Consider the following 26,701-nt stretch of genomic DNA (forward strand, 5'->3'; position numbering starts at 1 on the left):
GGCCATGGCCCTGGCTCCAAGCGATAATGTGCGGACGTTCACCGTCGGAGAAGATGACGACGGCATTCGCCTGGACCGCTGGTTCAAGCGGCATTTGCCCGACGTCAGCTTCAATAGCGTGTCGCGCTGGGCGCGGACCGGTCAGCTTCGCGTCGATGGCAGGCGTGCCGCGCCGGGCGACCGGCTGGAGACGGGGCAGGTCCTGCGCGTTCCTCCCGCCGAGCCGGCGCCGGCAGAGGGCCCAGGCGCGCGGCCGAAACGGATCGTCGAACCATTGACCGACGAAGAATCCGAATTCGTCCGCGACATGGTCATGGCCAAGGGACGCGACTGGTTCATGCTCAATAAGCCTCCGGGACTTGCAACCCAGGGCGGCACCAAGACCGTGCAGCATCTCGACCGCCTGCTCGACGGCCTTGCGGACGACCAGGGGCAAAGGCCGAAGCTGGTCCATCGTTTGGACAAGGACACCAGCGGGGTGCTGCTGGTTGCGCGATCGGCGCGCGCGGCGGGCCATTTCGCCAAGGCCTTTTCCGGCCGCACGGCAAGGAAAGTCTATTGGGCGCTGATCGTCGGCGTCCCTTCGACCGACGAAGGTTTGATCGATGCCCCGCTAGCCAAGCAGCCCGGGACCGGCGGCGAAAAAATGCACGTCGACGAACAAAGCGGGCTGCCGGCCCGGACGCGTTACCGGCTGATCGATCGCGCAGGCAACCGGGCCGCCTGGGTCGAGCTGCAGCCGCTGACCGGTCGCACTCATCAGCTTCGCGCGCATATGGCGGCGATAGGCCACCCGATCGTCGGCGACGCAAAATATGGCGGGGCCGAGGCGTTCCTGACCGGCGGTATCAGCCGCAAGCTCCACCTCCACGCAAGGCGGCTGAAGATCGACGGGCTGGACAATAAGCCGATCGATTATACTGCGGAGCTCCCACCCCATTTTGTCGAGAGCCTGGGAATGCTTGGGTTTGACATGATCGCGGGCGACATGATGCCGCTGGACAATCCCGACCCGGCCAAGTCGCCGGCCGTCAAGGCCAAGCGCGCCGCCGCAGCTGCCAAGTCCGCCCGCAAGGCCCGCAAGGGCGAGCGACGAGCACGCGGTGGACAGCCTGCCAAGCCAGCGAGGCGGCCGAGGAAAAAGAGCTGATGCACCCGAATCGTGTTTTCGACTGGCAGGACAAGTCGGAGATGCTGCATTTTGCGGCAGACCGGAGCTTTGCCCATATCTTTACTGCGTCGAATGACGGCTTGTTTGTCGTACACGCGCCGGTCCTTGTCACCAAAGAGGGAAGGATCTGGTTCCATGTCTCTCGGCGCAACCGCATCGCCGACCGGCTTGACGCTCAACCGCTGTTGATCAGCATTTCCGGCCGCGACGGCTATCACAGTGCCAACTGGTATGTTTCGGAAAACCAGGTGCCGACCTGGCACTATGAAACGGTCGAGATCGAGGGTGTTTCACGGCAGCTGTCGGACGAGCAACTGGTCATGCTACTCGATGGGCTTAGCGACTTGCACGAGCGGCGCCACTCGCCGGATCGACCCTGGACTCGAGGCAAGATGGCTCCTGGTAAGTTCGAGGCGATGACCAAGGCGATCGTCGGCTTCGAAGTTGATCCGACTGAGATTCGCGGGACGCGCAAGTTCAACCAGCACAAGGCCGCGGACGACCTTGCGGCGACGATTGAAGGGCAGCGCGGGGTCGGGCGCGACGATATCGTTGCTGCCATCAGCGAAGTGGGCGGGCATGAATAAGCTTGCAATCTTCGACTGCGACGGGACGCTGGTGGACAGCGGATCGACGATCCATTCGGCGCTTCAGCAAGCTTTTGAGGCCCACGGGCTGGAATGCCCCCCACGCGACGTGACCAAGAAGGTGATCGGCTTAAGCTTGATGGAGGCGATGGCGGCGCTGGTCCCGCATGGAAATCATGCTGCGCTGACCCAGACGTATAAGGACGCGTTCTTCGCAATGCGTGGCGCAGGTCAGGTTGACGAGCCCCTGTTCAACGGCATTGTCGAACTGCTCGATGTGCTTGAAGCGGACAATTGGCTTCTGGGTGTCGCGACCGGAAAGAGCGACCGTGGGCTTCGGCATTGTCTGGAAAAGCACGGTCTGGGCGATCGCTTCGTCACCCTGCAGACCGCCGACCGCAACCCTTCCAAACCGCATCCCGCAATGGCGCTGGCTGCGATGGCGGAGGCAGGGGCCGAACCGCGGCGAACGATCTTTGTTGGCGACACGGGATGGGACATGGGCTGCGCGCGGGGAGCGGGCGTTGGCGCGATCGGCGCCGGCTGGGGCTATCATGAGATTGAGGAACTGACCGCCGGAGGCGCGCATGTCGTGGCCCTTACGCCGCCCGATGTAAGCAATCTCGCCGACATGTGGTTGGAGAATGGCGAATGACCGAAGACGAGATTGCGAAGAAGCGTTTTCATGCGTTTCTGGTGATCAGGCTCTTTGGAGTCGCCCTCTTCATTCTCGGCACCGCAATTGCCTTTTCAGATATACTGAGGCCGGGCGGCTGGCCGCTGCTTGGCGCAGTGCTGGCGATCACCGGCGTCGTTGATGCCGTGTACGCGTCCAGGATCGTCAAGCGAACTTCGGAGCGAAAGTGAAGCGCTTCTGGAAGCAGGCGGAAGTGGTCGCCGCTGACGTTGGATTTGGAATCGCACTCGACGGTCGGCGTATAAAGACTCCCGGGCATATCGACCTTGCCGTGCCTACACAGGCGTTGGCCGACGCCATTGCTTCCGAATGGCAGTTGTGCGGCGAAACAATCGAGCCGCAGAAGATGCCGCTGACGGGATTGGCCAATGCCGCTATCGAGCGCATTGCTTCCGACCGCGGGGCATTTGCGGCAGGTCTCGCTCGCTATGCCGAAAGCGACCTCCTTTGTTACCGCGCCGAGGGTCCGGCCGCCCTGGTTGCCCTGCAGGAAGCAAGCTGGGATCCGTTGCTGGGCTGGGCGCGCCGTCGCTATGACATTGATTTCACGTGCCAGCCGGGCGTCATGCATGTCGCCCAGCCGGCCGAGACGATACGCAAGCTCGACCACGCCGTGGCTTCGCTCGACGATTTCCAGCTGGCGGGTCTGTCCCCCATGGTGACGATCGGAGGATCGCTGGTCACCGCACTTGCGGTGCTGGAGGAATATATACTGGCAGAGGCGGCATGGGAGGCAGTCAGCATCGACGATCGCTGGCAGCTAGAGCATTGGGGCGAGGATCCGGAAGCGCGGACGGCGCTCGATGCCCGCCGGAGCGACTTTATCGCCGGAGCAAGGTTTCTGCAGCTATTGCGCCGTTGAACCCGCAACCAGGTCGCGGACAAAGCTGACCAGGCCGGCCTGCCGCCAGCGCTTGAGCCGTTCGGCCGCGAGGATCGAGCGGACTTCCTCCAAACAGCCATCCATGTCTTCGTTGATCAACACATAGTCGTATTCTGCCCAATGGCTGATCTCGGCCGCGGCTCGCTGCATTCGCGAGGCGATGACCTCGTCAGAATCCGTGCCGCGTTCGTGAAGCCGCCGCTCCAGCTCCTTCATAGAGGGCGGCAGGATGAACACTCGAACAAGGTCTTCGCCCATCGCGGCGTGCAGCTGCTGAGTCCCCTGCCAGTCGATGTCAAAGATAACGTCGCGCCCTTCACGGAGAGCCGCCTTGATTGGCGCTTGAGGCGATCCGTAGTGGTGGTCGAACACAGGTGCCCATTCGGCGAACTCGCCCTCCTGGATCATCCGCTGGAACTCGGTCTCGTCCACGAAATGATAATCGCGACCCTCCACCTCTCCGGGACGCTTCGGACGAGTGGTCGCGCTGACCGACATGGTGATGTGCGGATCAGCTTCCAAAAGCATGCGACTGATCGTCGATTTGCCGGCGCCCGATGGCGACGAAAGGACGATCAGGAGGCCTCGGCGGCGGCGATGCGGATGGGAGCTGGTCAGTTCGGCCATGGCCGCACTTGCCTTGGGCCACGCCACTCCGTCAAGCGCGGCTCAAATCCGTTTTATTGTGCAATGCACAAAAATAGTTGAAATCCATGCCGCACTGCATTATGTTGCGCTGCAGCAAAGGAGTTATGACGTGGCTGAAGAGACCAAGGTCGAAGAGAAAATTGTAGCAGCCAGCAAGGCTGTCGCGGCTCCGGTGAAGGCCGTTGCCGACAAGGTCGAAGAATCGGTTGCCCAGGTCGTGAATACGCCGGTGATCGAGACCAAGCCGGTCGCCAAGACCAAGCCAGCAGCCCGTCGTGCCCGTAAGGCCCCGGCGAAGATCGTCGAGGCTGTGAAGCAAGTAAACAAGCGCGCGGCCAAGACCGTCAAGCGTGCCCGCAAGGCCCGTGTCGCCCGCGTCAAGCAAATCGAAGGGACCAAGACCATGACTTATGATTTCAACCAGCTGTTCGCTGGATTCCAGATCCCGGGCACCGACAAGGCCCAGCAACTGTTCGCCGAAGCCGGCGAGCGCAGCCAGCAGATTGCGGCCAAGTCGCAGAAGGCGGCGGAAGAGCTTTCCGAGCTCGCCAAGGCAAATGTCGAGGCGTTCGTCGAAGCCGGCAAGATCGCCGTTGGCGGTGCCAAGGCGATCGGCCAGGACGTCGTCGCTTCGGGCCGTGAGGGCATCGAGCAGGCTTCGGACGCGGTCAAGACGCTCGCCGAAGCCAAGTCGCCGGCCGAGTTCTTCCAGATCCAGTCGGAGCTGGCCCGTGCGTCGTTCGACCGTTTCGTCGCCGAGACCTCGAAGCTGACCGAGCGCGTCGTCAAGCTGGCGGGTGAAGCGGCCGAGCCGCTGCAGACCCGCGCCAGCCTGAATGCCGAGCGCATCAACACTTTGGTTGCCTGACCTCTCCCCCTCTTTGTGAAGGCAACCCTGTTCGGCGGCCGTCCCCTTCGCAGGGGGCGGCCGCCTTTTTCTTTTCTTTTCGGGACAGTTGCATCGAGCCACCTTGCGAGGCGCTGCCACGTTGCCATATTTTAGGCCGAACATGTTGGATGACCTGATTCTGATGAGCGGCGATGAGCCGGGGCAGGGCGACGGGCTCGACGAGATCGAGCGCGGGGTCGTCACGCGTACCCGGCCCAAGACCAAGAAGCCCAGCAATTACAAGGTGCTGATGCTCAATGACGACTATACTCCGATGGAATTCGTCGTCCTGGTTCTGCAACGCTATTTCTCGATGGACATCGAAGACGCGACCCGTGTCATGCTTCAGGTCCATCAGCAGGGCGTCGCAGTGTGCGGCGTGTTCACCTACGAAGTGGCGGAGACCAAGGTTTCCCAGGTCATCGACTTCGCTCGGGAGAACCAGCACCCGCTCCAGGCGACGCTGGAGAAGGCCTGACACCTTGTGAGTCTCATCAGGCACGTTAAAGCGCGCCGATGGACTCCATTCGCATCACTGGCGGCAAGCGCCTCGAAGGCAAGATTCCGATTTCGGGCGCAAAGAACAGCGCGCTGGCGCTGCTTCCCTGTGCGCTGCTGACCGAGGAGAAGCTGACGCTCGGCAATTTGCCGCGCCTGGCCGACGTCGACAATTTCTCGCACCTGTTGAACCAGCTCGGCGTCTCGACGTCCGTCGCCGGGGTCAAGAAGGGCGAGATCGGGCGCAAGATGACGTTAGAGGCGAAGGAAATCGCTTCGACCATCGCGCCCTATGACATGGTGCGCAAGATGCGCGCGTCGATCCTGGTCCTGGGGCCAATGCTGGCGCGCGCCGGCGAATCGACCGTCTCGTTGCCGGGCGGCTGCGCCATTGGCGACCGGCCGATCGACCTGCACCTGAAGGCGCTTGAGGCGATGGGCGCTGAAATCGAGCTCGCTGCCGGTTATGTGAAGGCGGTCGCGCCCAAGGGCCGACTGCCCGGGGGCGACTTCAGCTTCCCGGTGGTCTCGGTCGGCGCGACGGAAAACGCGGTAATGGCGGCGGTACTGGCAACCGGCCGCACACAGCTGTTCAACGCCGCTCGAGAGCCGGAAATCGTCGACCTTTGCAACCTGCTGGTGGCGATGGGTGCCAAGATCGAGGGAATCGGTTCGTCACACCTGATCATCCAAGGGGTCGACGCGCTCCACGGCTGTACCTACGAGGTGATGCCCGACCGGATCGAGGCGGGCAGCTATGCCTGCGCCGCAGCAATTACCGGCGGATCGATCGAGCTCGTCGGGGCGCGTCCCTCGGACATGCTCGCGATTACCAACGGCCTCGCCGCGGCGGGCCTCATCATCGAGTTGACCAATGGCGGCATGAAGGTCACCGCCGACGGGCCGCTCAAGCCGTTAGCGATTTCCACGGCCCCCTATCCGGGCTTTCCGACCGACATGCAGGCGCAGTTCATGGCCATGCTGGCCGTTGCCGAGGGGCAGAGCTTCCTTGAAGAAACCATCTTCGAGAATCGGTACATGCACGTGCCCGAGCTTCGGCGAATGGGAGCGGATATCGAAGTTCACGGCCGCTCGGCGATCGTCAAAGGGGGCAATCCGCTAACCGGCGCCAAAGTGATGGCGACCGATCTCCGCGCCTCGATGAGCCTGGTCCTCGCCGGTCTTGCGGCCGAAGGTGAAACCGAAGTGCTGCGCGTCTATCACCTCGACCGAGGCTATGAGCGGCTGGAGGAGAAGTTGAGCGCGGTCGGAGCGAGCATCGAGCGGGTCAGCGCGGGCTAGAGCTGTTTGGCGAACCGTTTGCTGGTGTGCTCGAATCCGATACGCCGGTAGAAGTCATGGGCTTCGACCAGCCGCTCATTGCTGGTCAACTCGATCATCCCGCAGCCGGCCTCCCGAAACCGGTCCTCCGCATGCTTGACCAGGGCGCTGCCCACGCCTTGACCGCGAACGCCGGCTTCCACCTCCAGAATCGTAATCCGCCCGACCCTCCGAGGGCGGTGAATTGCCGTCATGATATGCAACCCGCAAAGTCCTATCACTCGGTCGCCCGCAGCGGCGACCAACTGGCGACAATCACTCCGATGCAGCTCTTCAATTCGTTCTCGAACGGTGTCCGCGGACATGGCATGACCAAGGTCGGCGATCAGCTCCACAATCCGCTCGGCATCTTCAGCGCGAGCGTCGCGAATCTCGTAGTTCACAGCGAATCCAGCGAGTGCAGTATGAGCCCGACCATCCCACCCACCAGCGTTCCGTTGATCCGGATATATTGAAGGTCGCGGCCGACGGCGGCCTCCAGGCGGTTGGTGATCGTCTGGGCGTCCCAGCGGCGGACCGTTTCGCTAACCAGTTTGACGATCGACCCGCCGTAGCTCGCCGCCATTCCGGCCACCGCGCGGCGGGCAAACATGTTGATGGCGCCCTTCATACGTGGGTCCTGTTCAAGGCTCTGGCCCATCGATTGAAGCACTTCGCCGAGCTTGCCCGCCATCGCCGCGTCAGGATTTCGCGCGGCGCGGATCATCGCCTCACGCCCCTTCTGCCACAGCGTGTCGAGCCACAGCGATACGGATTTGTTGTCGAGCAGTTCGACCTTCATTGCCTCGACCCGCTCACGCGTGTCGGGGTTGGTTTGCAGGTCGTTGGCGAGCTGGGCGAGCGCCTCCTCGATCTTGATCCGGACCGGATGAGCCGGGTCGGTGTGCATATCGGCGGTAAGCTTACGCAGGCCATCGACGATCGCGTCGGCGAGCTTGGCGTCGAGTCCCGCGAGTTTCAGCACCCAATTGGCGCGCTTATGCACCATCTCGCGGATGAGACCTTCGTTGGCGTCGAGTGCTCGGGCAGTCCAGCGGATCGCCGCCTCAAGCATCGGCACATGGCGGTCTTCGTTGATCGCTGAGGCAAGCGCATGGCCGAGCAGCGGCGATACTTCCATTTTGCGCAGGCGATTGGCGATCGAGCTTTTGACGAGGCCGCCAAGGCGCTCATCGTCTAGGCTTTCGAACAGGTCGGCGATCAGGCGGCTCGCGCCTCGGCGGATGCGGGTTTCCTGGCCTTGCGGGGCCTGGAGGAATCGGCCGACTGCGCCGGCCAGGTCAATATTGCGCATTCGCCGCGCGACCACGGGCGCGATGAGGAAATTCTCTCTGAGGAAATTGGCCAGCGCCTCGCCGATCCGGTCCTTGTTGCGCGGGATGATCGCCGTGTGGGGGATCGGCAGGCCAAGTGGGTGACGGAACAAGGCAGTAACCGCGAACCAGTCGGCAAGGCCGCCGACCATCGCTGCCTCCGCAAAGGCTTTTACATAACCAAGCCAAGGAAGGGCGGCTTCGAATTGGCGGGCAGCGATGAAGACCGCTGCCATAACCAACAGAAGTCCTGTCGCTGCAGCCTTCATCCCGGCCGTGCCCGGCTGCACCGGGTTGAACCGCGCAAGGGCAGGCTGGGGCAGCGGCGCAGTCATCGCCGCCACTCTAGCCGCCTTGCCGCCGATGTCACTCCGCCGGTGCTGGGATCGGTCCATCCATCGGCTTGTGGGCCTCGCCATTGTCGATCAGCCGGTTGAACTTGGCCGCGATCCAATGCTCGATGTCGACGGCAATCGAGAAGTAGGCCGGAACCAGCAACAACGTCAGGAGCGTCGAGAAGATCAAACCGCCGATCACGGTGACGCCCATCGGCGCGCGCCAGCTGCCGTCGCCGGTCAGCGAGATGGCAATCGGCACCATTCCGGCGACCATCGCCACCGTGGTCATGACGATTGGCTGGGCGCGCTTGTGCCCCGCTTCGTAGATCGCCTGATTCTTGGGCATGCCGTGATTCATCATCTCGACCGCGAAATCGACCAGCAGGATCGAGTTTTTGGCGACGATTCCGAATAGCATCAGGATGCCAATCAGCACGGGTAGCGAAATCGGGTTGTTGGTCAGGAGAAGACCGATCGCGGCGCCCAATGGTGCAAGCAGTAGAGAGCCCATATTGACGAACGGCGACAGGAACCGCCGATACAGCAGCACCAGGACGGCGAACACCAACAGGACGCCCGACATTAGCGCGATCATGAAGTAGTAGATCAGCTCTGCCTGCCACTTGCTGTCGCCAAGCTCGAGCTTCTGCACGCCCTCGGGAAGATGTTTGACGGTCGGCAGCTCGTTGATCTTGGTCCAGGCGTCGCCGGTGACCAGGCCAGGCGCAAGGTCGGCGCCGATGGCGATGCGGCGGATCTGGTTAGTCCGCTGGACCGTCGTCGGACCGGATCCAAAGCCGATCTCAGCGACCGACTTCAATGGCACCGAACCACCGCTGGAGGTCGGGACGGGCAAATTCTCGAGCACTGAAAGATCGCGACGCGAGCTTTCCGCCAGCGACACGGTGATCGGGACCTGACGATCGGCGAGAGAGAACTTTGCGCTGTTCTGGGCAATGTCGCCCAGCGTCGCGATGCGAATCGTCTGCGATAGCGCAGTAGTCGTGACCCCAAGGTCCGCAGCAAGGTCGAAGCGCGGCTTGATCATGATTTCCGGCCGAACCAGGTCGCCTTGGACGCGCGGAGCGCGAAGTTCCTTCAGCCCGGTCATCTCCTCGACGACCTTGTTGGCGGTCGCTAGGAGCAGCTCCGGGTTGTCGCCGCCCAGGTAGAGCGTGATATCGCGTCCGCCGCTGCCAGGGCCCCCTCCATTCTGGCTCATGAAATTGACCTGGGCGTCGGGGATCGCCGAGATCAACGGAGTCAGCCCACGCTCGAACTCGGTCGAGGTGACTTCGCGGTCCTTCTTCAGGACGATATTGATGAACCCGCTACCGACGAAGATGCGCTGGAAGACGCGATCGACCGCGGGATCCTTTTCGATGATTGCTGCCGTGCGGTCGGCAACTTCGGCCGTCTGCTCGAGCGTGGAGCCCGGCGGCAGTCCGATACGCACTCGCGAGAAGTCTAGGTTGAGAGGCGGCTGGAACGACATCGGGATGCTCATGAACAGCCCGATCTGGACGATGAAAGCCGCAAGGCCTGCCCCAACCATTGCAAAACGATGATCGCGAAACAGCGACATCACACCGCCGAAGAAGCCCGGGTGCTGGGCCCGATAAGCCTCGGCCTTGTCCGTATTCAGGCTCCAGTTCAAAATCCCTAGATACCGCTCCATCATCTTGCCGGATGCGTGCGGCTGCACGCCATGGGCCTTCAGGAAATAGGCGGCAATCAGAGGGGTAATCATCCGCGCGACGAACAAACTCATCAGCACCGAGATAACGACGGTGTAGCCGAAGCTCTTGAAGAATTGCCCCGAGATGCCCGGCATCAGCGCGACCGGCAGGAACACCGCGACGATCGACATGGTCGTCGCGACGACCGCTAGGCCGATCTCGTCGGCGGCATCCATCGCCGCCTGATAGGCGGACTTGCCCATGCGCATGTGGCGGACGATGTTCTCAATTTCAACGATCGCATCATCGACCAGCACGCCCGCGACCAGGCTCATCGCCAGCAGCGACAGGCCGTTCAGGGTAATGCCCATCAAGTCCATGAACCAGAAGGCGGGAATTGCCGACAGCGGGATCGCGAGCGCGGAGATGATCGTCGCCCGGAAGTCGCGCAGGAACAGGAAGACCACCAGCACCGCCAGGATGGCGCCGAGGATCAGGCCCTCCATCGCGGAAAGATATTGCTCCTTGGTGTAGTCGACCTGGTTGATGATCTCGATGAAGCGGATCCGTGGATCCTCCTTCTCGATCTTGCGCAACTCCTTCCAGGCGTCGTCATAGGCCGTGACTTCGGACGCACCCTTGGACCGCTGGACGTTGAAGCTGATCACCTGGCGGCCGTTCATCTTGGCGATGGTGCGCTGTTCCGAATAGGCGTCCTTGACTTCGCCCAAGTCGGCCAGGCGAACGACGCGGCCGTTGCCGGCGACGATCTGCGTCTGCGACAGTTCATAGGCGGAACGGGCATTGCCGAGCACTCGGACGGCTTGCTCCGAACCCGCAATCTCGGCGCGGCCGCCGGTCGCGTTGAGGTTGGTCTGCCGAAGCTGCTGGTTGACCTGGGCGGCCGTGATCCCCTGCGCCTGCAGCGCGGCGGGATCGAGAATGACGCGGATCTGGCGATCGACACCGCCTTCGCGCGAAACCGCGGCAATGCCTTCGACCCCGAGCAGGCGGCGAGAGACGGTGTTGTCGACGTACCAGCTCAATTGCTCGAGCGTCATGTCGGTGGTCTCGGCAGCCACGAACAGGATCGGGTCACCGGCGATATCGACGCGGTTGATTTGCGGCTCGAGGATGCCCTCGGGGAGGTCGCTGCGGATCTGCGCAACCGCCTCACGCACGTCATTCACGGCGCGATCGGTCGGAGTGCCGATCTCGAACTGAACGAAGGTGCTGCTGCTGCCTTCGCGAACCGAGCTATTGATCTCGTCGACGCCATTGACCGAACGGATCGCCGCTTCGACCTTTTGCGTGATCTGGTTTTCCATCTCGGTCGGGGCGGCTCCCGGCTGCGAGATGTTCACCTCCGCGGCCGGGAAATCGATGTCCGGATTATTGTTCACGTCCATGCCCATGAAGGCGACGAGACCCGCCAGCATGAGGCCGATAAACAAGACAATCGGCGGAACCGGATTGCGGATGCACCAGGACGAGATGTTGCGGAAATTCATTTAATCACGCCTTCGCTTTACTAGCTCCGCAGTCAGCGGGCCGCCTGCCGCTTGGGGGCAACCTTCTGCCCTTCATTGAGGAACGGCCCGGCCGAAAGCACGACGGACTCCTGGCCCGACAAGCCCTCGGCGATGGTAACTCCCTGATCGTCCACCGTCCCGATCTTGACGTTGCGCCGAACGACCTGGTTCTTGCCGTCGATGATATAGACATAATTGCCCTTCTCATCGCTCAGCACCGCGCTCTGCGGCAGCAGCGGCGCAGTCGTCGCGCCTGCCTCGATCTTGGCCTCGGCGAAACCGCCGGGGCGGATTGCCGGATCATAAGGGACCGTGATCCTGACCTCACCCTGCCGGCTTTGCGGGTCGATTACGGGCGAGACCTGCCAAACCCGGCCGGCGAAGCTCCGGTCGGTACCGATTGGAGTGACCGACGCAGGCATGCCCTGGCGGATGAATGCCAGGTCCTGCTGGGACATTTGCGCCCGCATTTCCATTTCGCCGCCTTCCGCCAGGCGGAACAGGGCGCCCGATCCGGCGCTTACGACCTGGCCGACCTCGACGTTGCGCGAAAGGATCAGGCCGCTTTTCGGCGCACGGATATCGAGCCGCCCGATCTGGGCGCGCATCGAATTGAGGTTGGCCTCGGCTACCCGGATCCGCGCATTGGCTGCGTCGCGCGCCGCCTTCTTTCGGTCGAGGTCCGCCTTTGACACGAAGCCGCGGCCGACCAGGGCCTGGCTGCGCTCATATTCATTCTGCGCGAGGGCGGCATCGGCGCGCGCCACCTGCACCTGCGCTGCAAGCTGCGCCGCGTTCTGCGCCTGGACCGACCGGTCGACGGACGCCAGCGTCTGGCCTTGGCGCACCCAGGCGCCGGCATCGACCAACACCGCGCGCACCATGCCACCTTCGCCAGCCACGCCGACCGGCTGATCCCTAAGGGCCGCAAGCGCGCCCGAGGCAGTAATGATCCGCGCGACCTGGCTCCGGCCCGGCACGACGACGCTCACCGTTGGAATTTGTCCACGGCCACCGGGCGCGGTTGCGCTCGGCCCACCGGCCTCATCCTTGCTCCCACCCGAGAGCATGAAGAAAGCGATCAGTGCTGCCGCAAGGACTGCCACCGCGGCGATAATGATGTTCCGCCGACGCCGTGAGCGATCGACCACGACTAGCGTGTCGGAACTCGCGAAAGTGGTTTCCCGGTTCATAAGCCGCATTCTTTCCGCCATTCGTAACAAGCGGCAGCCTTCCGAGCCGCCACCGCTGTATTACCTAAATAACTCACCGCGCGCAACTGCACCGCCCGCGCCGCCGGTGGAAAGGCTTTTTCTACGAACGGCGGCACCCGTTACACAGACGCGCGTTGTTGCAATAGTGAAACGAGCGTGTGCAAACTGAGTAGCTGCGTCATTTAGCACAGGGAGCAAGAAAAGGATGATCGAAAGTTACGGAATCCTCGGCTGGATCGTCATCGGCCTCCTTGCAGGGGGCATCGCCAAGCTGCTTATGCCGGGCAAGGATCCCGGCGGTTGCGTTATAACCATCTTGCTTGGGATAGCCGGCGCCCTTTTGGCAGGCTTCCTTGGCAAGGCAGTGGGCTGGTATGACGAAAGCGAAGCCGCCGGCTTCGTCGCCGCCATCGTCGGCGCTTTCCTCATCCTGCTGATTTACCGCCTCGTACTGAGCCGCCGCCGCTAGGCGCTGCCTCGTCGTTCATATTGGGGCCATCGCTGATCAATCACGATCCGGCGATGGCCCTGTTTTTGGCGGGAGGTGAAGTTATGCGAAACCTGTTTATGACTGCGCTGGCGCTTGGCGCCTCCGCGATCCCAATGAGTGCTGTCGCCCAGACGGTGGCGACTTTACCGGTGCTGAACGGTACCCGGCTTGACGTCAGTGCAACCGGTGAAGTGACACGTGTGCCTGACCTGGCGATCATCTCGGCCGGGGTTCAGACGCTTCAACCGACCGCGACTGGGGCGATCGAGGAAAATGCGACGCGGATGGAACGAGTCCGTGCGGCGTTGAAGCGCGCCGGCATCGCCGACAAGGACATCCAGACTTCGTCGATCAATCTCAATCCCGAATATCGCTATGAAAATAACCAGCCGCCGCAGCTGACCGGATATCGGGCGACCAACACGGTCAACGTCAAGTTCCGCGACTTGAAGCGAAGCGGGTCGATATTGGATGCGCTTGTCGCAGAGGGGGCAAACCAGATCAGCGGGCCCAACCTGACCATCGATAAGCCCGAGGCGGCCTATGACGAGGCCCGGGTCAAGGCGATCGCAGCGGGTCAGGCCCGTGCGGAACTATATGCGCGAGCTCTCGGCAAGCGAGTTGTGCGGATCTTGTCGGTAAGCGAGGGCGGGGCCTTTGTGCCGCCGCCGATGCCGTTGGCTTACGGACGCGACATGGTTGCGGCGGCCCCCATGGCAAAGACCGAGATCGATCCCGGCACCCAGCAACTGCAGGTAAATATCTCGATGAGTTTCGAACTTCAGTAGTACTGGCAATAAAAAGAGGCCGCCCGGACCATTCTAGGCGGCCTCTCTTATCGCGTCTTTATCGACAGCTAGCGCACGCTTCCGCGGCGGACCAGATTCACGACCGCCAGCAGGATCACCGCGCCGAGCAGTGACCACAGGAAAGTTTCGACCGTCAGGCCCTGATTGATCGTACCCTTACCGAGAATTAGACCGGCAATCACGGCGCCGACAATGCCGACGACAATGTTCATGAGGATGCCTTGCTGGGCATCGGTGCGCATAATCAGGCTGGCAAGCCAACCCACCACACCACCGACGATGAGCCAAATAATGATACCCATGTTCGTTCCTCCTGTTCGTGGCCACCCCAATTTTACGCGGGGCGCCTTCCGGCATCAGAGACGCACGATGCGGGCATGTTGTTCCGGTAAAGCAACTCTATGTCTAGTGTCGGCTACGAAATGAATGTGAAAAGGGCCCCGCCTTCCGGCGGAGCCCCCTCCTGGTCCAACTGGGGACGGACCTAAATCAATAGCGCTGCTGGCGCTCGTACTGGTCGCGATAATGTTTGATGCGGGTAACCCGAAGGCCGGGCATGCCCGACCGATCGACGGCCCGCTGCCAGCCGGTAAATTCCTCGAGGCTCAAAGTGTAGCGCTGGCATGCCTCGTCGACCGTCAGGAGCCCACCGGCGACCGCTGCGACAACCTCGGCCTTGCGGCGGACGACCCAACGCGTGGTCGAAGGAGGCGGAAGCGAGTCGAGCGTCAACGGTTCGCCAAGCGGTCCGATAACCTGCGCGGGACGAATTTTCTGATTCTCGAGCATCTAAAACCTCAACCACGTTAAACTTTTGTCGATAGCCAGCTTTTAACCGAAGGCCGTTGAGAAGGTCTGAAACACAACGGTAACCTTCTGCTTCATCATTCCTTACTTTCCCTTAACCACGAGGGCCGCGGGATGCTTGCAAAGGTGCCTTTCAGCGTGCCCTTTGCATCCTTCCACCCCTCGCTGACGGAGAGGAAACAGGCGATTGCGTCCTGACGCTCTTCTCGCCCCAAATTGGAGCTCGACGACAGCACCGAAAGAAGCTCGTCGATTTCGAGCTTGGTTTCTCGCGCCGCCTTAAGTTTGCCTTCGAATCGCGCCAATGAACGCCCCCTCACCCCCGATTGGGCAGGGTCGATCTAGCCGAACAGGGTGAATTTCGAGTAAAGAGCCGCGCAGCATGACCCCAAATTTTGACCTTAAGGACGCCGCGTCGGCGCGGATCATCGTTGCGATGTCGGGCGGCGTCGACTCCAGTGTGGTCGCGGCGCTCGCCGCGCGCACCGGCGCGGAAGTGATTGGGGTGACGCTCCAGCTCTACGACCATGGCGAGGCGGTGAAGCGCAGCGGCAGCTGCTGCGCGGGGCAGGACATCTACGATGCCAAGACCGTCTGCGACCGGCTCGGCATTGCGCATTATGTGCTCGATTATGAAAGTCGATTTCGCACCGGAGTGATCGACAAGTTCGCGGATGAATATGCCGCGGGGCGAACGCCGGTTCCCTGCTCGCTTTGCAACCAGGGGGTGAAATTCGTCGACCTCATCGCCTTCGCCCGCGACCTTGGCGCCGACTGCCTGGCCACCGGCCATTATGTTCGGCGCGTGAAGCGGGAAGGCCGGGTCGAATTGTGGAAGGGGCGGGACCCGTCACGCGATCAAAGCTATTTCCTCTACGGCACCACGCCTGACCAGTTGAATTATCTTCGTTTCCCGCTCGGTGATTTGCCGAAGAGCGAGGTGCGCAAGCTCGCTACCGAAGAAGGGCTGATCGTGGCCGACAAGCCCGACAGCCAGGACATCTGCTTCGTTCCCGACGGCGACTATGCGGGCCTGGTCAAGCGGTTGCGGCCGGAAACGGCGGCGCCGGGTGAGATCGTCGATCTTGAGGGCCGGGTACTGGGCGAGCACCAGGGTGTGGTCCACTTCACTATCGGCCAGCGGCGCGGAATCGAGGTCGGCGGCCAGCCCGAGCCGCTTTACGTCGTCCGGATCGAGCCGGAGGCGCAGCGGCTGGTCGTCGGCCCGCGCCGTGCGCTGGCGGTCGCGGCGGCAAGGGTCGAGGGAATCAACTGGCTGGCCGAGGACCAAGTGCAGGTCGAGGCCAAGGTGCGATCCCTGGCCCGGGCGGTGGCGGGGCGCTGGGACGGCGAGAAGCTGACCTTCGCCGCACCCGAATATGGTGTCGCGCCGGGCCAGTCGGCGGTCTTCTACGACGGAGAACGACTGCTTGGCGGAGGCACGATCGTCGCGACCGAATCCGCGGCGATCGAAGAAGCGGTCGCGGCCTGATCGTTCAAGGGTCGGCTCTTAAGTTCACTAAGTTCGCAAAAGTCTCGGGATAAGGCGCCATTGGCGTGAACTTAGTGACCTCGAGGTGTCCAAGTCGGGTTAGTGCGGGCAATGAGAAAGAGCGTGGCGACGCTCTCACATTCTGCCGCCTGTAGGACAGGAAAATCGGTCGGCCCAAATGTCCGCTTTGGGGGGAAGCCGGAAATTGCCTTTTAGGCTTTAAGTCCCCAATCGACGTGGCTCAGATTCGGAGAAGCCCGGCCGGGACAGACGTCACCGCCGGGCTTCTTTCAACGCTGCTTTTGTTGAGTAGCGCCTCGACCAGATCGCTTAGTGGACGTTCAAGTTGCCCGAGACGATCGTCTCAAGCGGAAGGTCCGTCAGCGTGGCGCCGAGGCACAGTGCCGGATCGCCCGTGGTCGCCGGATCGCCGTCGAAGAAGAATGCGCGGCTGACCTTGTCCTTGCCAGCACCGGGCTCGCCATTGTCCTGGACCGAGAAATAGACGGTATCGACCAGGCTTGGGTCGTTGGTCCGCTTGACGGTGCCGCCGAAAATGGCGGTGTTGGCATCGACCATTTTGCCGCAGCTGATATCGAGCTGAAGCAGATAGGGGGCTTTGCCGTTTTCGCCGGTGAAGGCTTTGTTGATCAAAGTTGCGTGGCCGGTGGCGGTGCCATCGGCGTTGATCTTCGCGCTCACCGAGAAATTGCGGCGCGGGTCGCTTGAAAGCGCACCCTGGCCGCTGACCATACCGCTGGTGGCGGCGATGGCGGGAACTGAACCGACGAGTGCAATGACGAGGCTTGCGGCCCCAAGGGAAATCCGCATGGGCTTACTCCTTTACTGGTTTTACTGGGAGAATAGCGCTCAACGCCTTGTAATCACTGAATGTTCCGAAACACCTCGAAAGGGTGGGGAAGCATCGACGCTAATGTCCGCTTTGGGGGGAAAGCGGACATTGGTCATGGAGTGATCTTCGGGCATCCATTGGCCGAAGGGATGAGGTGACGCCAGACAGTGAGCCCTGTCCAATATCGGCAAGTGAACCAAATCTCCTCCTCCGTTCGGGATGCCTCCTGGGCGTTCGCCGGAGGTGTCTCAGAAACCAAATCGCCCTCAAAAACATAGACGCGCGTCTTTTTAGCGGTCAGCAAAACAGACCTTTGAGTAGCTTGAAGGAGGGCCGCTTGGACGGCGAAAAGGCCAATTAGGCCGAATACGATCCAGCGAGTAGCAGAGCGTCTCATGTTCCAACTATTCGATAGAGCGGCTTCAGTGGCAATGTCCGCAATGGGTCGAAGGCGGACATTCCTAGGGAAACCTATTTGTCCGTAGCGCGGCGCGCTGAAGTGGTCGCGCCCTAATTATTTATCCGTTGTGGGAGGTGAGCTTCCGGGCGAATTGGGATTAACATTGCCCAACCTCAGCGCGTTGCGCGCGTTGGTGTCGATCGCGCGCTGCTCGACGTCCGATCTGCAGATCCTCTTGTACAGATGGCTTCCGACCTCGCGAGTCCTGCGGCACTTCTGATCGGCTTGTCTCTCACCTTTGACTACGATCGGCTGCTGTTCGGGCGAAGGGGCCGGAGGCTGTGCCTGACCGGCAAGAGCGATGAGCAACACTGACGTGATCATGGCCGCCTCCCAGGGTGTATTTCTGCTTCGCGGCCGCTCAAGTCAAATCAAGGCCTGCTAAGGTGTGGAGGCCACCCAACGAGCTAGCGGCAGGAATGGGTCGAAAGCTGCCATAAGCCGATTTCGTCATTCCCGCTTTCGCGGGGATGACGAAATGGAGTTGAGCGATAGTCTCTCTAATGACTACAAATGGTTGAAAGCGGACGTAAGCTAAACCCTGCCCCACTCGTCGCAGTCGTTTCCACCCCCATTCCATTTAGTGCAGGCAGACGAGACCCAAGGGCCAGTTCGGCTAGAATCCCTTCATCGTCTCCGCAGAAACTTCCCAGCCGCCATCGATGCCTCCAGGCATGATAGCGCCATTGTCCTCGCCAACCTCCGTGTCGATCAGGCGGTTGAGCTTGTCGTTCATGGCGAGCACCAGCTCATAATTCGCGTTGCTGCCGGCCGCGAGGTTGACCGCCTCCATCGGATCGGCCTTGAGGTCATAGAGCTCGATATCGTTGAAGGCGCGGATCTGCTCCAGGCTGTTCGGACGATTGTGCTGCTTGGGCGAGAAGTAGCGGGCGTACATGTAGCGACCGTCGAAAACCGATCGGATGGCACCGCGCTTCTTCAAATCGGGCAGGATTCCCGCTTCCTTGAGCTGGTTGCCCTTCCCGCCCTTGCGAATGAAGTCGATCGCCCGATAGGCAAAATCGCCATCGACATAGGCAAGCATGTTGTAATTGAAGAGCACGCCGTCGCGGACTGCATCGAGTGGTGCGGCGTCGGGTTTTGCAAGGACAATCGACAAGTCCTTGCCCTTCAGTTGCCGGGTGATCGCCGCCTTCTTCTCCGGCGCGGCCCCTGTCATCGCTACCAAGGTCGGGGCGAGGTCCAAGTGCGATGTTACTGCCCAGCATTCCTTTCCGCCGGGATGATCGGGATGGACGATGATCAGCGGCACGTTGTTTTGCTCGCGGTACGCGCTCGCGCCCTTCGAATGCATGAAATGGGCGCCATCGATGTCGCCATGGTCGGCCGTGAGTACAATGATTGTGCGGTCGGCCAGGCCCGAAGCGTCGAGTTCAGCCAGGATGGCAGCAATGTTACGGTCCACGTCGCGCAGACAGTTGAGATAATTGTTGTGGCGCCGGTGCCAGCGCGCATCGTCGGCGGGGTCGACCGGCTTCACCATCGCGTCGTGCGAACGAAGATAGTCGCGATGCGCCGCCGGGCGTCCTGGCTGGTCCAGCGGCTGATAGTGCGTGGCCGGCAGATTGAAATTCCACTGACGAGCATAAAGCGGGTCGACCGGGTCACGCGCCACCGGCGCAATGCCTGGGGGCGGCTGGATGGGACTACCGGGCGGATCGGTATCGAAGAACATGACGTCGTGCGGGTTGACGAGGTTGACCGCCAGGAACCAGGGCTTGGCTTGAACGGCGAGATCTCGTCCCTTGCCGCGCAGCCAGCTGGTGGCCATCGCCGCAATAATGCCGTCGTGCAGATAGCCGCCTCGCTCATGAGCGATGATATCGCCGATCCCGAAATAGTCGGAGAAGCCATAGGCTTCCATTTCCGCGGTGAAGATCTTGGTCGGCGAGCCGAGCTTGTTGACCTCCTCGAACTCCTTGGTCATGTGCCATTTGCCCTTGTACGCGGTGTAGTAGCCGGCATCCCGAAGCATGTCGCCGACCGTTGGCATTTCGGTATCCAGGCTGTGGATCCACGGGAAGTTGGTGTTGTCGAACATCTTGGTCTGCTGGATGTGCTGACCGGTGTAGATGACCGAGCGCGACGAGGTGCAGACGCATGACGCGATGCGATGGTTGACGAAATAGGTGCCTGACTTCTTCAGGCGGTCGTGAGCGGGCAATTCATATCCCACCGGTAGCTCGCCGGGCCGGAAATGCCGTTCCTGGTCGGTGAGGATAAACAGGATGTTGTAAGGCCCGCGGCTGACCTTTGCCGGGCCGGATGCGGGCGCAGATGCCAGCCCTTCGGAGCCGCTGCTGCCTATCGCCAGCCCGGCCAGTGCCGGCGGCACCATCGACAGCACGGAGCGACGAGACAGCCCGCCGTTTGCGCCAGATTTCTCGTCTTCCATTTCGAGCAGCCCCCCAAGCGCACCGTTCACGGACACCGCCTTTGGTCCATCGGGTCGCATCAAAAGGCTAACGTCGGTCCCGGAGACTGTCCAGAAAAAATGTACAGTGTGTCATTATGACAAAATGTACAATTTCATGGACCTGACGGCTGCGCTCGTGCATTGCTTCGGCATGGACCAGCCAAACCATCGTGTGCGCGTGGCCGCCCTGCGCCGGGAAAGGATGCGGTCACGCCTGCTCGAAGCGGCCCTGACCGTCTTTGGCGCAGCGGAGGACGAAACTGCAGCAGTGGACGAGGTCATTCGTCGCGCAGGAGTCTCACGCGGCACTTTTTACAATTACTTCAACAATGCCGATGACCTGCTGCGGGCTGCGGCGGACGAGGTGGGTACCGAACTCATGCTGGCCGTGGCGCCGATCGTCGAGGCTCGCGATGATGCCGCCGAGCGCATCGGCGCGGGCGTTCGGTCGTGGATTTCGCTGGTCGGGCACTATCCCGGCCTCGCCGGCTTCTTCCGCAGGGCAGGGCTGTACATCCTGTCCAACGAGCGCGTCCGGACGGACCTCCCGCGCGACCTAATGGCGGGCATGAACTCCCGGCGCTTCACGATAGACGAGCTAGAGCTTGGCTTCGTACTCGTCGCCGGCACAGTCCTGGCTGCAATCAACACCTTGGCCATCGGCAAGGCGCCGCGGACGTATGGCAACAAGCTTGCCGAGCGCGTGCTCATGTCCCTCGGCGTCGAGCCTATCGAGGCGCGAGAAATTGCACGTGCCCGGCTCAGAAAACCGCAACTGGCTCAAGAGTCACTGATTGCCCGGGCAGGCAGGTAAGGAACAATGACAAGCTGAAGGGCGAAGGTGCATGCCTGGCTCACTTGGGTTGGGTAATGACCGGAACGGGTGGAAAGCGGACGTTGGTAATACTTAGCTTGCTGGGTCGTACCCGAACTCGCGGAGCTCCTGCGAGCAACGACAAGCCTTTGCAATCTTCGCTGCCCAACGAACGGCATCATCCCGCGTTGGCAATTCTAGAATAGTGAACCCGCCGTTCAGTGAGCTTCCGGGATAAAGATCATGCGAGATCAGTCCGTCGGACGATACCAGCACCGGAGCAGCCTGCTCATCGATCCCTCCGCCAAATACGTAGACACCGGCCTTCTTTGCTTCTTCGATGACGGCATGTGAGTCGGCCACGACACTGGGAAACTCCTCGTCGGTGACGACCATGGCTTCGCTAGGAAACGAAATCAGGTACTTCGCCATTCAGCAATCCTCGATCCAGGCGGCACCGTCCATGGTGAACGCAGCAGCTTACCGACAAGAGCAATGTCTGCAATGGGTCGAAAGCGGTCATCACCGCTAATGACCGGAATGGGTGGAAAGCTGCCATTACGCGGCTAACGTCGGGATTGTGCGGAAAGGGGACGTTCAACGGCCCGCCAAGCACCACAGATATCTACTCGCATTGCCAATTGTGGTTCGGTTGATTTTGGAAGTTATTGGGTGCACGTAACGATCTTCTTATTGTCGTTAGTATCCTGGCGTATCCGCGATAACAGATATCGGGGAAAATCATGCCACCTGCAGCTGTCCGCTTTGCAGCTCTATTTCTCGGTACGGTAGCTTCGGCTGCAACTGCCCAGTTCAATCCGAGGATCATTGTCCGGCCGCCGCCAAATCCTGGCCAACCAGCCACTGCGCCTGCCCCAGTTGTCACTGAGCCGCCCATGGAACCATCCGCCATTCCGACTACCGCGGCCGAGCCCACGACGGCACCTTACTCGCCCAATAGCGCCTATGCGCAGCCCCAAACTAACGAAAAGCAGATTGTCGATCTGCAGGCGGCAGTTGCTGAGCTCCAAGCGGAGGTAGAGCGCTTACGCGGGCAAATCCATGAGATAAGACCCAATCAAAATGATTATGTTCTTACGAGTGCTAGCCCAGTTCCTGGTCATCGCTGCGACTACAGCGGGATGGTTTCGCTGAACACTATACTATCTCACGTTCACACACACGGAGTAGCGATCGGGGGAACGGAGAACATGAATATGTACGTACCCGGCCGTGATTTTAAGAACGATCCCATGGTCTTTACATGGACTAACTGTCGCTGACTCTGCTCCAACGGAGGATGGGAAGGCCATGAAACATTTACTGATCTTCGGGACATTTCTGGTTTGCGGTGCTTTGGTTTCCGCGCAGCCAGTAAACCGGGGAACAACGCGCGTGGCAGTTCCCCAGCAATCGCCGCCTGCAGCGGTGGACCAATCCGCCGTGCAGGTTCCAGTTGCTGACGAACCGGCGAAGGCCAAGAGCGCCAATCCAATCTCCAATCCCAGGTCGGGATTTGTCGGAAAACTTCCCGCTATTGCGAGGACGTTCGTCTATCCTCCTGGAGAGGGGGAATATAAATTCGAGGCTGCGGGGCTTTCGATGGGCGAAGATGGCTACTATTCTCCAACGGACAACGGCAATTCGTTCTTTATGTGGTTCCCTCGGTCAGCGATGGGAATGCCGCTATCGATCGCTTGCTCGGTGAGAAGGCAACCTTTCGCGTTCGGCACTCTCTCCTGGGCCAATTGGGGTGGAAGCCCGGGTGGTGGAGTGGCCTTTCGTTTCGGACCTGGCGAAACAGAAGCACGCTATCAAACAAACTTCACCAACGGGGACGCCTCGCTTGTCATGTTCAAAGTTTGGGTTCCGCCAGACGGGGGTCTGAAGGAATGTCGTGTCACGGGAACATTTGAGCAGGAATAGACCCGTTGGATGGCTCCGAATGTCCGCTTTGGGTCGAAAGCGGTCATAAGCCCCTAATGACCGGAATGGGTGGAAAGAAGACATTGGCTGGGTGATGACCGACTGGACTGAATCACGCGCTAAGCTGACCTTAAGGCCGTATTGATTGTTGCAACATCCTCGCGACATTCAGCGAAGCTGAGGTGCCATGTTGCAATGAGTAGGGGTTATTATGGTTGAGTATCGACGTGGTGTTGCGAGCAAGCGGAAGAACGACCTCTGGCATTGGTATCAGGAGTGCGAGTTGTATCCGACCGGGAGCTTCGCCATCCACCAAGGCAGGCCGCAGGACGAAGAACTGTGCTCGCGATGCGCGGCTGCCGCAGAGGCTGTGAGACCTCGCGCCGCTCCCTAGCATCTAATGACCGCAATGGGTCGAAAGCGGTCATTGCCTATATCTGGAAAAAGCCCTCGATTACGGTGACCGCATGGCCGCCGAGGATTACTCGGTCGCCCTTGAGTTCGCAGTCCAGCAGGCCGGCTCGCTTGCTTGCCTGGAAAGCGGTGAAGCGGTGGCGGCCGAGGCGCTTTGCCCAATAGGGCGCCAGCGCGGCATGGGCCGAGCCGGTCACCGGATCCTCATCGATCCCCATGTAAGAGACGAACACGCGGCTGGCGATGTCATGGATATCGCCGGGCGCGGTGACGATCGCCATGCGGTGGATCGAGCGAAGGGCGACGAAGTCCGGCGTGATGGCGCGCACCTCTTCCTCATTTGCGACCGGGACGATGCAGCTGTCGTTGCAGCCTTCGGACAGCCAGACAGGTCGTGGCGAAAGGCCGAGCGCGCGGCAAACCTCCGGTTCGGCCACTTCCGTTAGCGGGGGCGCCGGCAGGTTGAGCTTGAGCAGCGCCTCATCGTCCTCGTCCCGAGTGACAGTGAGTATCCCCGCGTGGGTCGAGAAGCGGATGGCGCTGCCCTTCAGCAGGATATGGGCCGCGGCCAATGTGGCGTGGCCGCATAGCGGTACCTCCACCTCCGGGGTGAACCAGCGAAGGTCATAGTCAGACTCACCACCTTCGCTTGGCACGGTGAATGCGGTTTCGCTGAGGTTGTTCTCCGCCGCGATGGCCTGCATCACGGCATTGTCGAGCCAATGGTCGAGCGGCATGACCGCCGCCGGGTTGCCGGTGAACGGCCGCGAGGCAAAGGCATCGACCTGAAAGATCGGCAATGGGGTCATCGCGCACTCTCCGCCAGCGCAGAGGGCAGTATCCCTTCGCGGTCGGTGTGCCCTTCCGGATCGAGGTGGATGATGATTTCGGTGCCCGGGAACCGGTGCTGCAGCTTTTCCTCGACGGCGTCCATTCGCCGATGCGCCTCGCCGACCGTCCAGTCGGCCGGAACCCAAACGTGGAACTGGACGAAGCGGTGGGCACCCGATGTTCGAGTGCGAAGGTCGTGCAAGCCCGCAAGCTCGGGATAGTCGGCGGCGGCGGCAAGAAATGCCTCGCGCTCATCGTCAGGCCATTCGCGGTCCATCAGCTGGTCCACCGAATGGCTGGCCGCGCTCCACGCGCCATAGGTCAGCCAGGCGGCAATGGCGAAGCCGAACATAGGGTCGGCAAGACGCCAGCCGAGCATCTGGTCCAGGACAAGGGCGGCGATGACCGACAGGTTCAGGAAAAGGTCCGACTGGTAATGGACATGGTCGGTGTGGATTGCGACCGAGCCGGTCTTGCGGATCACGTAGCGCTGGTATGCGAGCAGGGCGAAGGTCGTGACGATGGCGATCACCGAAACGCCGACCCCCAGCTCCAGCCCTTCGGTCGGCCGGCCGCTTTGCAGGCGATCGAACGAGCGCCATGCAATTCCCAGCGCCGACACCGCGATCAGGATGACCTGGACAAGCGATGCCAACGCTTCCGCCTTGCCATGGCCAAAGCGATGCTCATCGTCGGCCGGCATCGCCGCCCAGCGGACGCCGAACAATGTGACGAGGCTGGCGACAAGGTCGAGCGTGGTGTCGGCCAGCGACCCCAGCATTGCTACCGAACCCGTATCCCAGCTGGCGTAGGTCTTCAGCACGACCAGGAACAAGGCCATCGAAATGCTGGCGATCGCCGCCCGGGTGGTCAGCCGGCTACGCTCCTTGTGATGGGCGTGATGGTGCCCATGAGGAGCGTGGTGATGGCGATGATGCGCGCCGGTCATGGATAAAGCAGCCCTTCCGACCAACCGTCGCCTTCGCGAGCGAACAAGCGCCGCTCATGCAACCGGTGAGGACGGTCCGTCCAGAACTCTATCCGCTCCGGTACCAGGCGAAAGCCGGTCCAACGTTCCGGGCGAGGAACGTCGCGGCCGTCAAACCGCAGTTTGGCTTCCTCATATCGCGCCTCGAAAGTCGCTCGTCGGTCGAGCGGGCGCGACTGGAGCGAGGCATGGGCGCCCAGCTGCGAATCCCGGGTGCGGGTGGCGAAATAGGCGTCGGCCTCCGCCGCGCTGACCTCTCCAACCGCGCCTTCGATCCGAACCTGGCGACGCAAGGACTTCCAGTGAAACAACAGCGCCGCCTGCGGGTTGGCTGCCAGCTCCCCGCCCTTCCGGCTTTCGCCATTGGTGTAGAAAGTGAAACCGTCCGGCCCAAAGCCCTTCAGCAGTACAATCCGCACCGAAGGTCGTCCGTCAGGAGTCGTAGTTGCCAGCGCCATCGCATCCGGGTCATTCGGCTCTGCCGCCTTTGCCTCGTCATACCAGGCGCCGAACAATCGGAAGGGATCGTCTGTCATGCGCGGCCTTTGCCTGCTGCTTTTCCAACTGTCGAGGCTTTGCGATGCTTGACGGATGTTGGCCGTGATCCGAAACGGGTCTGCGGACAAAGGGGAAAGAATGGATCTCTACCAGCAGTTGGGCGTCAAGCGCGGGGCGACCGAGGCCGAGATCAAGAAGGCCTATCGCAGCCTTGCCAAGCAGCTGCACCCCGACCGCAACAAGGATAATCCGCAGGCCGCGGAACGGTTTGCAAAGGTTACCCAAGCCTACGACCTGCTGTCCGACAAGGACAAGCGGGCGCGCTACGATCGCGGCGAGATCGACGAGGACGGCAATCCGCGAATGCCGTTCGGTGGCGGTTTCGGCGGCGGCGGGGCCGGTCCGCGCCCGGGCGGCGGAGGTTTCGATGGCTTCCCCGGCGGATTCGATGCCGGAAACGCAGCCGATCTCTCGGACCTGTTCGAAGGATTGTTTGGAGGAGCTCCAGGGGCGCGTCGCGGGGCCGGCGCGGGCGGGCCTTTCGGCGGTTTCGGTCGCGCGAGACGGCCGCAAAAAGGTGCCGACGTTGCCTATCGGCTGAAGGTCGGCTTCACCGACGCCGCCACGCTGAAGGAACAGCGCGTTACCCTTTCAGGCGGGAGGACGATCGATCTCAAGCTGCCCAAGGGCGTGGAGGACGGCACCAAGATCCGGCTGTCTGGCCAAGGACAGGAGGGTCAGGGAGGCCGCGGCGATGCGATCGTCACCATCGAGATTGCGAGCCATCCCTTCTTTGTCCGGGAAGGAAAAAACATCCGCCTGACATTGCCGGTGACGCTGAAGGAAGCCGTGCTGGGCGCAAAGGTGAAGGTTCCCACAGCAGAAGGACCGGTGATGCTGACCGTTCCAAAGGGCTCCAGCTCCGGCAAGGTGCTGCGCCTCAAGGGGCGCGGCTTTACTGGGAAGGACGGCAACCGCGGCGACCAGTTGGTCCAGCTGGCGATCGACATTCCCGCCCATGACGAGGCGTTGGAAAAATTTGCCGAAAGCTGGGATGGCGGCGGCAACCCCAGGGCGACCCTTGCGGTTTAG

At 61.6% G+C, this 26,701-nt stretch carries 29 protein-coding genes; 14 read left to right on the plus strand and 15 right to left on the minus strand.

All coding sequences use genetic code 11. From position 1 onward, the window contains the following. Positions 1 to 4 precede the first annotated feature (4 nt). Genes LVY65_RS09650 through LVY65_RS09670 form a run of 5 tightly spaced genes read left to right on the plus strand, consistent with a single transcriptional unit; the run spans position 5 to position 3,317 of the window. Positions 5 to 1,150, plus strand: coding sequence for an RluA family pseudouridine synthase (locus LVY65_RS09650; RefSeq protein ID WP_235067860.1), 1,146 nt, complete (start codon positions 5 to 7; stop codon positions 1,148 to 1,150). Continuing rightward, positions 1,150 to 1,758 (plus strand): FMN-binding negative transcriptional regulator, encoded by a 609-nt coding sequence (locus LVY65_RS09655; RefSeq protein WP_235067861.1) that lies wholly within the window; start codon positions 1,150 to 1,152, stop codon positions 1,756 to 1,758. The genes LVY65_RS09650 and LVY65_RS09655 overlap by 1 nt, the downstream gene beginning before the upstream one ends. Further along, positions 1,751 to 2,413, plus strand: a complete 663-nt coding sequence (locus LVY65_RS09660) for an HAD-IA family hydrolase (protein ID WP_235067862.1) — start codon at positions 1,751 to 1,753, stop codon at positions 2,411 to 2,413. The genes LVY65_RS09655 and LVY65_RS09660 overlap by 8 nt, the downstream gene beginning before the upstream one ends. Beyond that, positions 2,410 to 2,625 (plus strand): hypothetical protein, encoded by a 216-nt coding sequence (locus LVY65_RS09665; protein ID WP_235067864.1) that lies wholly within the window; start codon positions 2,410 to 2,412, stop codon positions 2,623 to 2,625. The genes LVY65_RS09660 and LVY65_RS09665 overlap by 4 nt, the downstream gene beginning before the upstream one ends. After that, a complete protein-coding gene (locus LVY65_RS09670) occupies positions 2,622 to 3,317 on the plus strand; it encodes an ATP12 family chaperone protein (protein WP_235067865.1) in 696 nt (231 codons plus the stop codon). Before LVY65_RS09665 ends, LVY65_RS09670 begins: the two co-directional genes overlap by 4 nt. On the opposite strand, the gene gmk is transcribed toward LVY65_RS09670, so the two are convergent. Then, entirely contained in the window at positions 3,303 to 3,965 is a 663-nt protein-coding gene (gene gmk, locus LVY65_RS09675) for a guanylate kinase (protein WP_235067866.1), read from the minus strand. The genes LVY65_RS09670 and gmk overlap by 15 nt on opposite strands. Positions 3,966 to 4,095: 130 nt before the next feature. Here gmk and LVY65_RS13350 point away from each other — a divergent pair, with 130 nt between their 5' ends. From LVY65_RS13350 to murA, 3 genes are all read left to right on the plus strand, one after another. Next, positions 4,096 to 4,854, plus strand: a complete 759-nt coding sequence (locus LVY65_RS13350; protein ID WP_235067867.1) for a phasin family protein — start codon at positions 4,096 to 4,098, stop codon at positions 4,852 to 4,854. A 163-nt stretch (positions 4,855 to 5,017) separates the two neighbouring features. Then, positions 5,018 to 5,353, plus strand: a complete 336-nt coding sequence (gene clpS, locus LVY65_RS09685; protein ID WP_235067989.1) for an ATP-dependent Clp protease adapter ClpS — start codon at positions 5,018 to 5,020, stop codon at positions 5,351 to 5,353. A gap of 38 nt (positions 5,354 to 5,391) precedes the next feature. Beyond that, positions 5,392 to 6,675, plus strand: a complete 1,284-nt coding sequence (gene murA, locus LVY65_RS09690) for a UDP-N-acetylglucosamine 1-carboxyvinyltransferase (RefSeq protein WP_235067868.1) — start codon at positions 5,392 to 5,394, stop codon at positions 6,673 to 6,675. Here the strand turns inward: murA and LVY65_RS09695 are convergent. The 4 genes from LVY65_RS09695 to LVY65_RS09710 are packed head-to-tail and all read right to left on the minus strand — an operon-like array spanning position 6,672 to position 12,769. Then, entirely contained in the window at positions 6,672 to 7,097 is a 426-nt protein-coding gene (locus LVY65_RS09695) for a GNAT family N-acetyltransferase (protein WP_235067869.1), read from the minus strand. The genes murA and LVY65_RS09695 overlap by 4 nt on opposite strands. After that, a complete protein-coding gene (locus tag LVY65_RS09700) occupies positions 7,094 to 8,362 on the minus strand; it encodes a DUF445 domain-containing protein (RefSeq protein ID WP_408021987.1) in 1,269 nt (422 codons plus the stop codon). The genes LVY65_RS09695 and LVY65_RS09700 overlap by 4 nt, the downstream gene beginning before the upstream one ends. Positions 8,363 to 8,393: 31 nt before the next feature. Further along, entirely contained in the window at positions 8,394 to 11,555 is a 3,162-nt protein-coding gene (locus LVY65_RS09705) for an efflux RND transporter permease subunit (RefSeq protein WP_235067871.1), read from the minus strand. 32 nt (positions 11,556 to 11,587) lie between these two features. After that, entirely contained in the window at positions 11,588 to 12,769 is a 1,182-nt protein-coding gene (locus tag LVY65_RS09710) for an efflux RND transporter periplasmic adaptor subunit (protein ID WP_235067991.1), read from the minus strand. A 226-nt stretch (positions 12,770 to 12,995) separates the two neighbouring features. On the opposite strand from LVY65_RS09710, the gene LVY65_RS09715 reads away from it, so the two are divergent. Both LVY65_RS09715 and LVY65_RS09720 read left to right on the plus strand, forming a co-directional pair. After that, on the plus strand, positions 12,996 to 13,259 hold the full coding sequence (locus tag LVY65_RS09715) for a GlsB/YeaQ/YmgE family stress response membrane protein (protein WP_235067872.1): 264 nt from the start codon (positions 12,996 to 12,998) through the stop codon (positions 13,257 to 13,259). 83 nt (positions 13,260 to 13,342) lie between these two features. Beyond that, positions 13,343 to 14,068 (plus strand): SIMPL domain-containing protein, encoded by a 726-nt coding sequence (locus tag LVY65_RS09720; protein ID WP_235067873.1) that lies wholly within the window; start codon positions 13,343 to 13,345, stop codon positions 14,066 to 14,068. A gap of 68 nt (positions 14,069 to 14,136) precedes the next feature. Here the strand turns inward: LVY65_RS09720 and LVY65_RS09725 are convergent, their stop codons facing one another. The 3 genes from LVY65_RS09725 to LVY65_RS09735 form a co-directional block, all read right to left on the minus strand. Continuing rightward, positions 14,137 to 14,391, minus strand: a complete 255-nt coding sequence (locus tag LVY65_RS09725) for a GlsB/YeaQ/YmgE family stress response membrane protein (RefSeq protein ID WP_235067874.1) — start codon at positions 14,389 to 14,391, stop codon at positions 14,137 to 14,139. Between the two features lie 187 nt (positions 14,392 to 14,578). Then, a complete protein-coding gene (gene sciP / locus LVY65_RS09730; RefSeq protein WP_037497888.1) occupies positions 14,579 to 14,878 on the minus strand; it encodes a CtrA inhibitor SciP in 300 nt (99 codons plus the stop codon). Positions 14,879 to 14,973: 95 nt separating this feature from the next. Next, positions 14,974 to 15,201, minus strand: coding sequence for a hypothetical protein (locus tag LVY65_RS09735; protein WP_235067875.1), 228 nt, complete (start codon positions 15,199 to 15,201; stop codon positions 14,974 to 14,976). A gap of 77 nt (positions 15,202 to 15,278) precedes the next feature. On the opposite strand from LVY65_RS09735, the gene mnmA reads away from it, so the two are divergent. Then, positions 15,279 to 16,388 (plus strand): tRNA 2-thiouridine(34) synthase MnmA, encoded by a 1,110-nt coding sequence (gene mnmA, locus LVY65_RS09740; protein WP_235067876.1) that lies wholly within the window; start codon positions 15,279 to 15,281, stop codon positions 16,386 to 16,388. A gap of 330 nt (positions 16,389 to 16,718) precedes the next feature. Here the strand turns inward: mnmA and LVY65_RS09745 are convergent, their stop codons facing one another. The 3 genes from LVY65_RS09745 to LVY65_RS09755 form a co-directional block, all read right to left on the minus strand. Next, on the minus strand, positions 16,719 to 17,219 hold the full coding sequence (locus tag LVY65_RS09745) for a hypothetical protein (protein ID WP_235067877.1): 501 nt from the start codon (positions 17,217 to 17,219) through the stop codon (positions 16,719 to 16,721). 536 nt (positions 17,220 to 17,755) lie between these two features. Then, a complete protein-coding gene (locus LVY65_RS09750; protein ID WP_235067878.1) occupies positions 17,756 to 18,025 on the minus strand; it encodes a hypothetical protein in 270 nt (89 codons plus the stop codon). Between the two features lie 292 nt (positions 18,026 to 18,317). Next, positions 18,318 to 20,147, minus strand: coding sequence for a sulfatase-like hydrolase/transferase (locus LVY65_RS09755; RefSeq protein WP_235067879.1), 1,830 nt, complete (start codon positions 20,145 to 20,147; stop codon positions 18,318 to 18,320). A 142-nt stretch (positions 20,148 to 20,289) separates the two neighbouring features. Between LVY65_RS09755 and LVY65_RS09760 the strand changes: the two genes are divergently transcribed. Continuing rightward, positions 20,290 to 20,952 (plus strand): TetR/AcrR family transcriptional regulator, encoded by a 663-nt coding sequence (locus LVY65_RS09760; protein ID WP_235067880.1) that lies wholly within the window; start codon positions 20,290 to 20,292, stop codon positions 20,950 to 20,952. A 93-nt stretch (positions 20,953 to 21,045) separates the two neighbouring features. Here the strand turns inward: LVY65_RS09760 and LVY65_RS09765 are convergent, their stop codons facing one another. Continuing rightward, positions 21,046 to 21,384: a YciI family protein gene (locus tag LVY65_RS09765; RefSeq protein ID WP_235067881.1), complete on the minus strand. Its 339-nt coding sequence runs from the start codon at positions 21,382 to 21,384 to the stop codon at positions 21,046 to 21,048. A gap of 879 nt (positions 21,385 to 22,263) precedes the next feature. Between LVY65_RS09765 and LVY65_RS09770 the strand changes: the two genes are divergently transcribed. Next, positions 22,264 to 22,878: a hypothetical protein gene (locus tag LVY65_RS09770; RefSeq protein ID WP_235067883.1), complete on the plus strand. Its 615-nt coding sequence runs from the start codon at positions 22,264 to 22,266 to the stop codon at positions 22,876 to 22,878. Between the two features lie 431 nt (positions 22,879 to 23,309). Here the strand turns inward: LVY65_RS09770 and LVY65_RS09775 are convergent, their stop codons facing one another. From LVY65_RS09775 to pdxH, 3 genes are read right to left on the minus strand one after another with little or no spacing between them, the layout of a single operon-like run. After that, the gene (locus tag LVY65_RS09775) at positions 23,310 to 24,101 is read right to left on the minus strand and encodes a PhzF family phenazine biosynthesis protein (protein WP_235067884.1); all 792 of its coding nucleotides are present in this window, start codon (positions 24,099 to 24,101) and stop codon (positions 23,310 to 23,312) included. Beyond that, positions 24,098 to 25,072, minus strand: a complete 975-nt coding sequence (locus tag LVY65_RS09780; protein WP_268828691.1) for a cation diffusion facilitator family transporter — start codon at positions 25,070 to 25,072, stop codon at positions 24,098 to 24,100. The genes LVY65_RS09775 and LVY65_RS09780 overlap by 4 nt, the downstream gene beginning before the upstream one ends. Next, a complete protein-coding gene (pdxH, locus tag LVY65_RS09785) occupies positions 25,069 to 25,647 on the minus strand; it encodes a pyridoxamine 5'-phosphate oxidase (RefSeq protein ID WP_235067885.1) in 579 nt (192 codons plus the stop codon). Before pdxH ends, LVY65_RS09780 begins: the two co-directional genes overlap by 4 nt. Before the next feature lie 100 nt (positions 25,648 to 25,747). On the opposite strand from pdxH, the gene LVY65_RS09790 reads away from it, so the two are divergent. Continuing rightward, a complete protein-coding gene (locus tag LVY65_RS09790; protein WP_235067886.1) occupies positions 25,748 to 26,701 on the plus strand; it encodes a DnaJ C-terminal domain-containing protein in 954 nt (317 codons plus the stop codon).

Origin of the sequence: Sphingomonas cremea, assembly GCF_021502585.1 — a bacterium.
In the GTDB taxonomy this organism is placed as follows: Bacteria; Pseudomonadota; Alphaproteobacteria; order Sphingomonadales; family Sphingomonadaceae; genus Sphingomicrobium; species Sphingomicrobium cremea.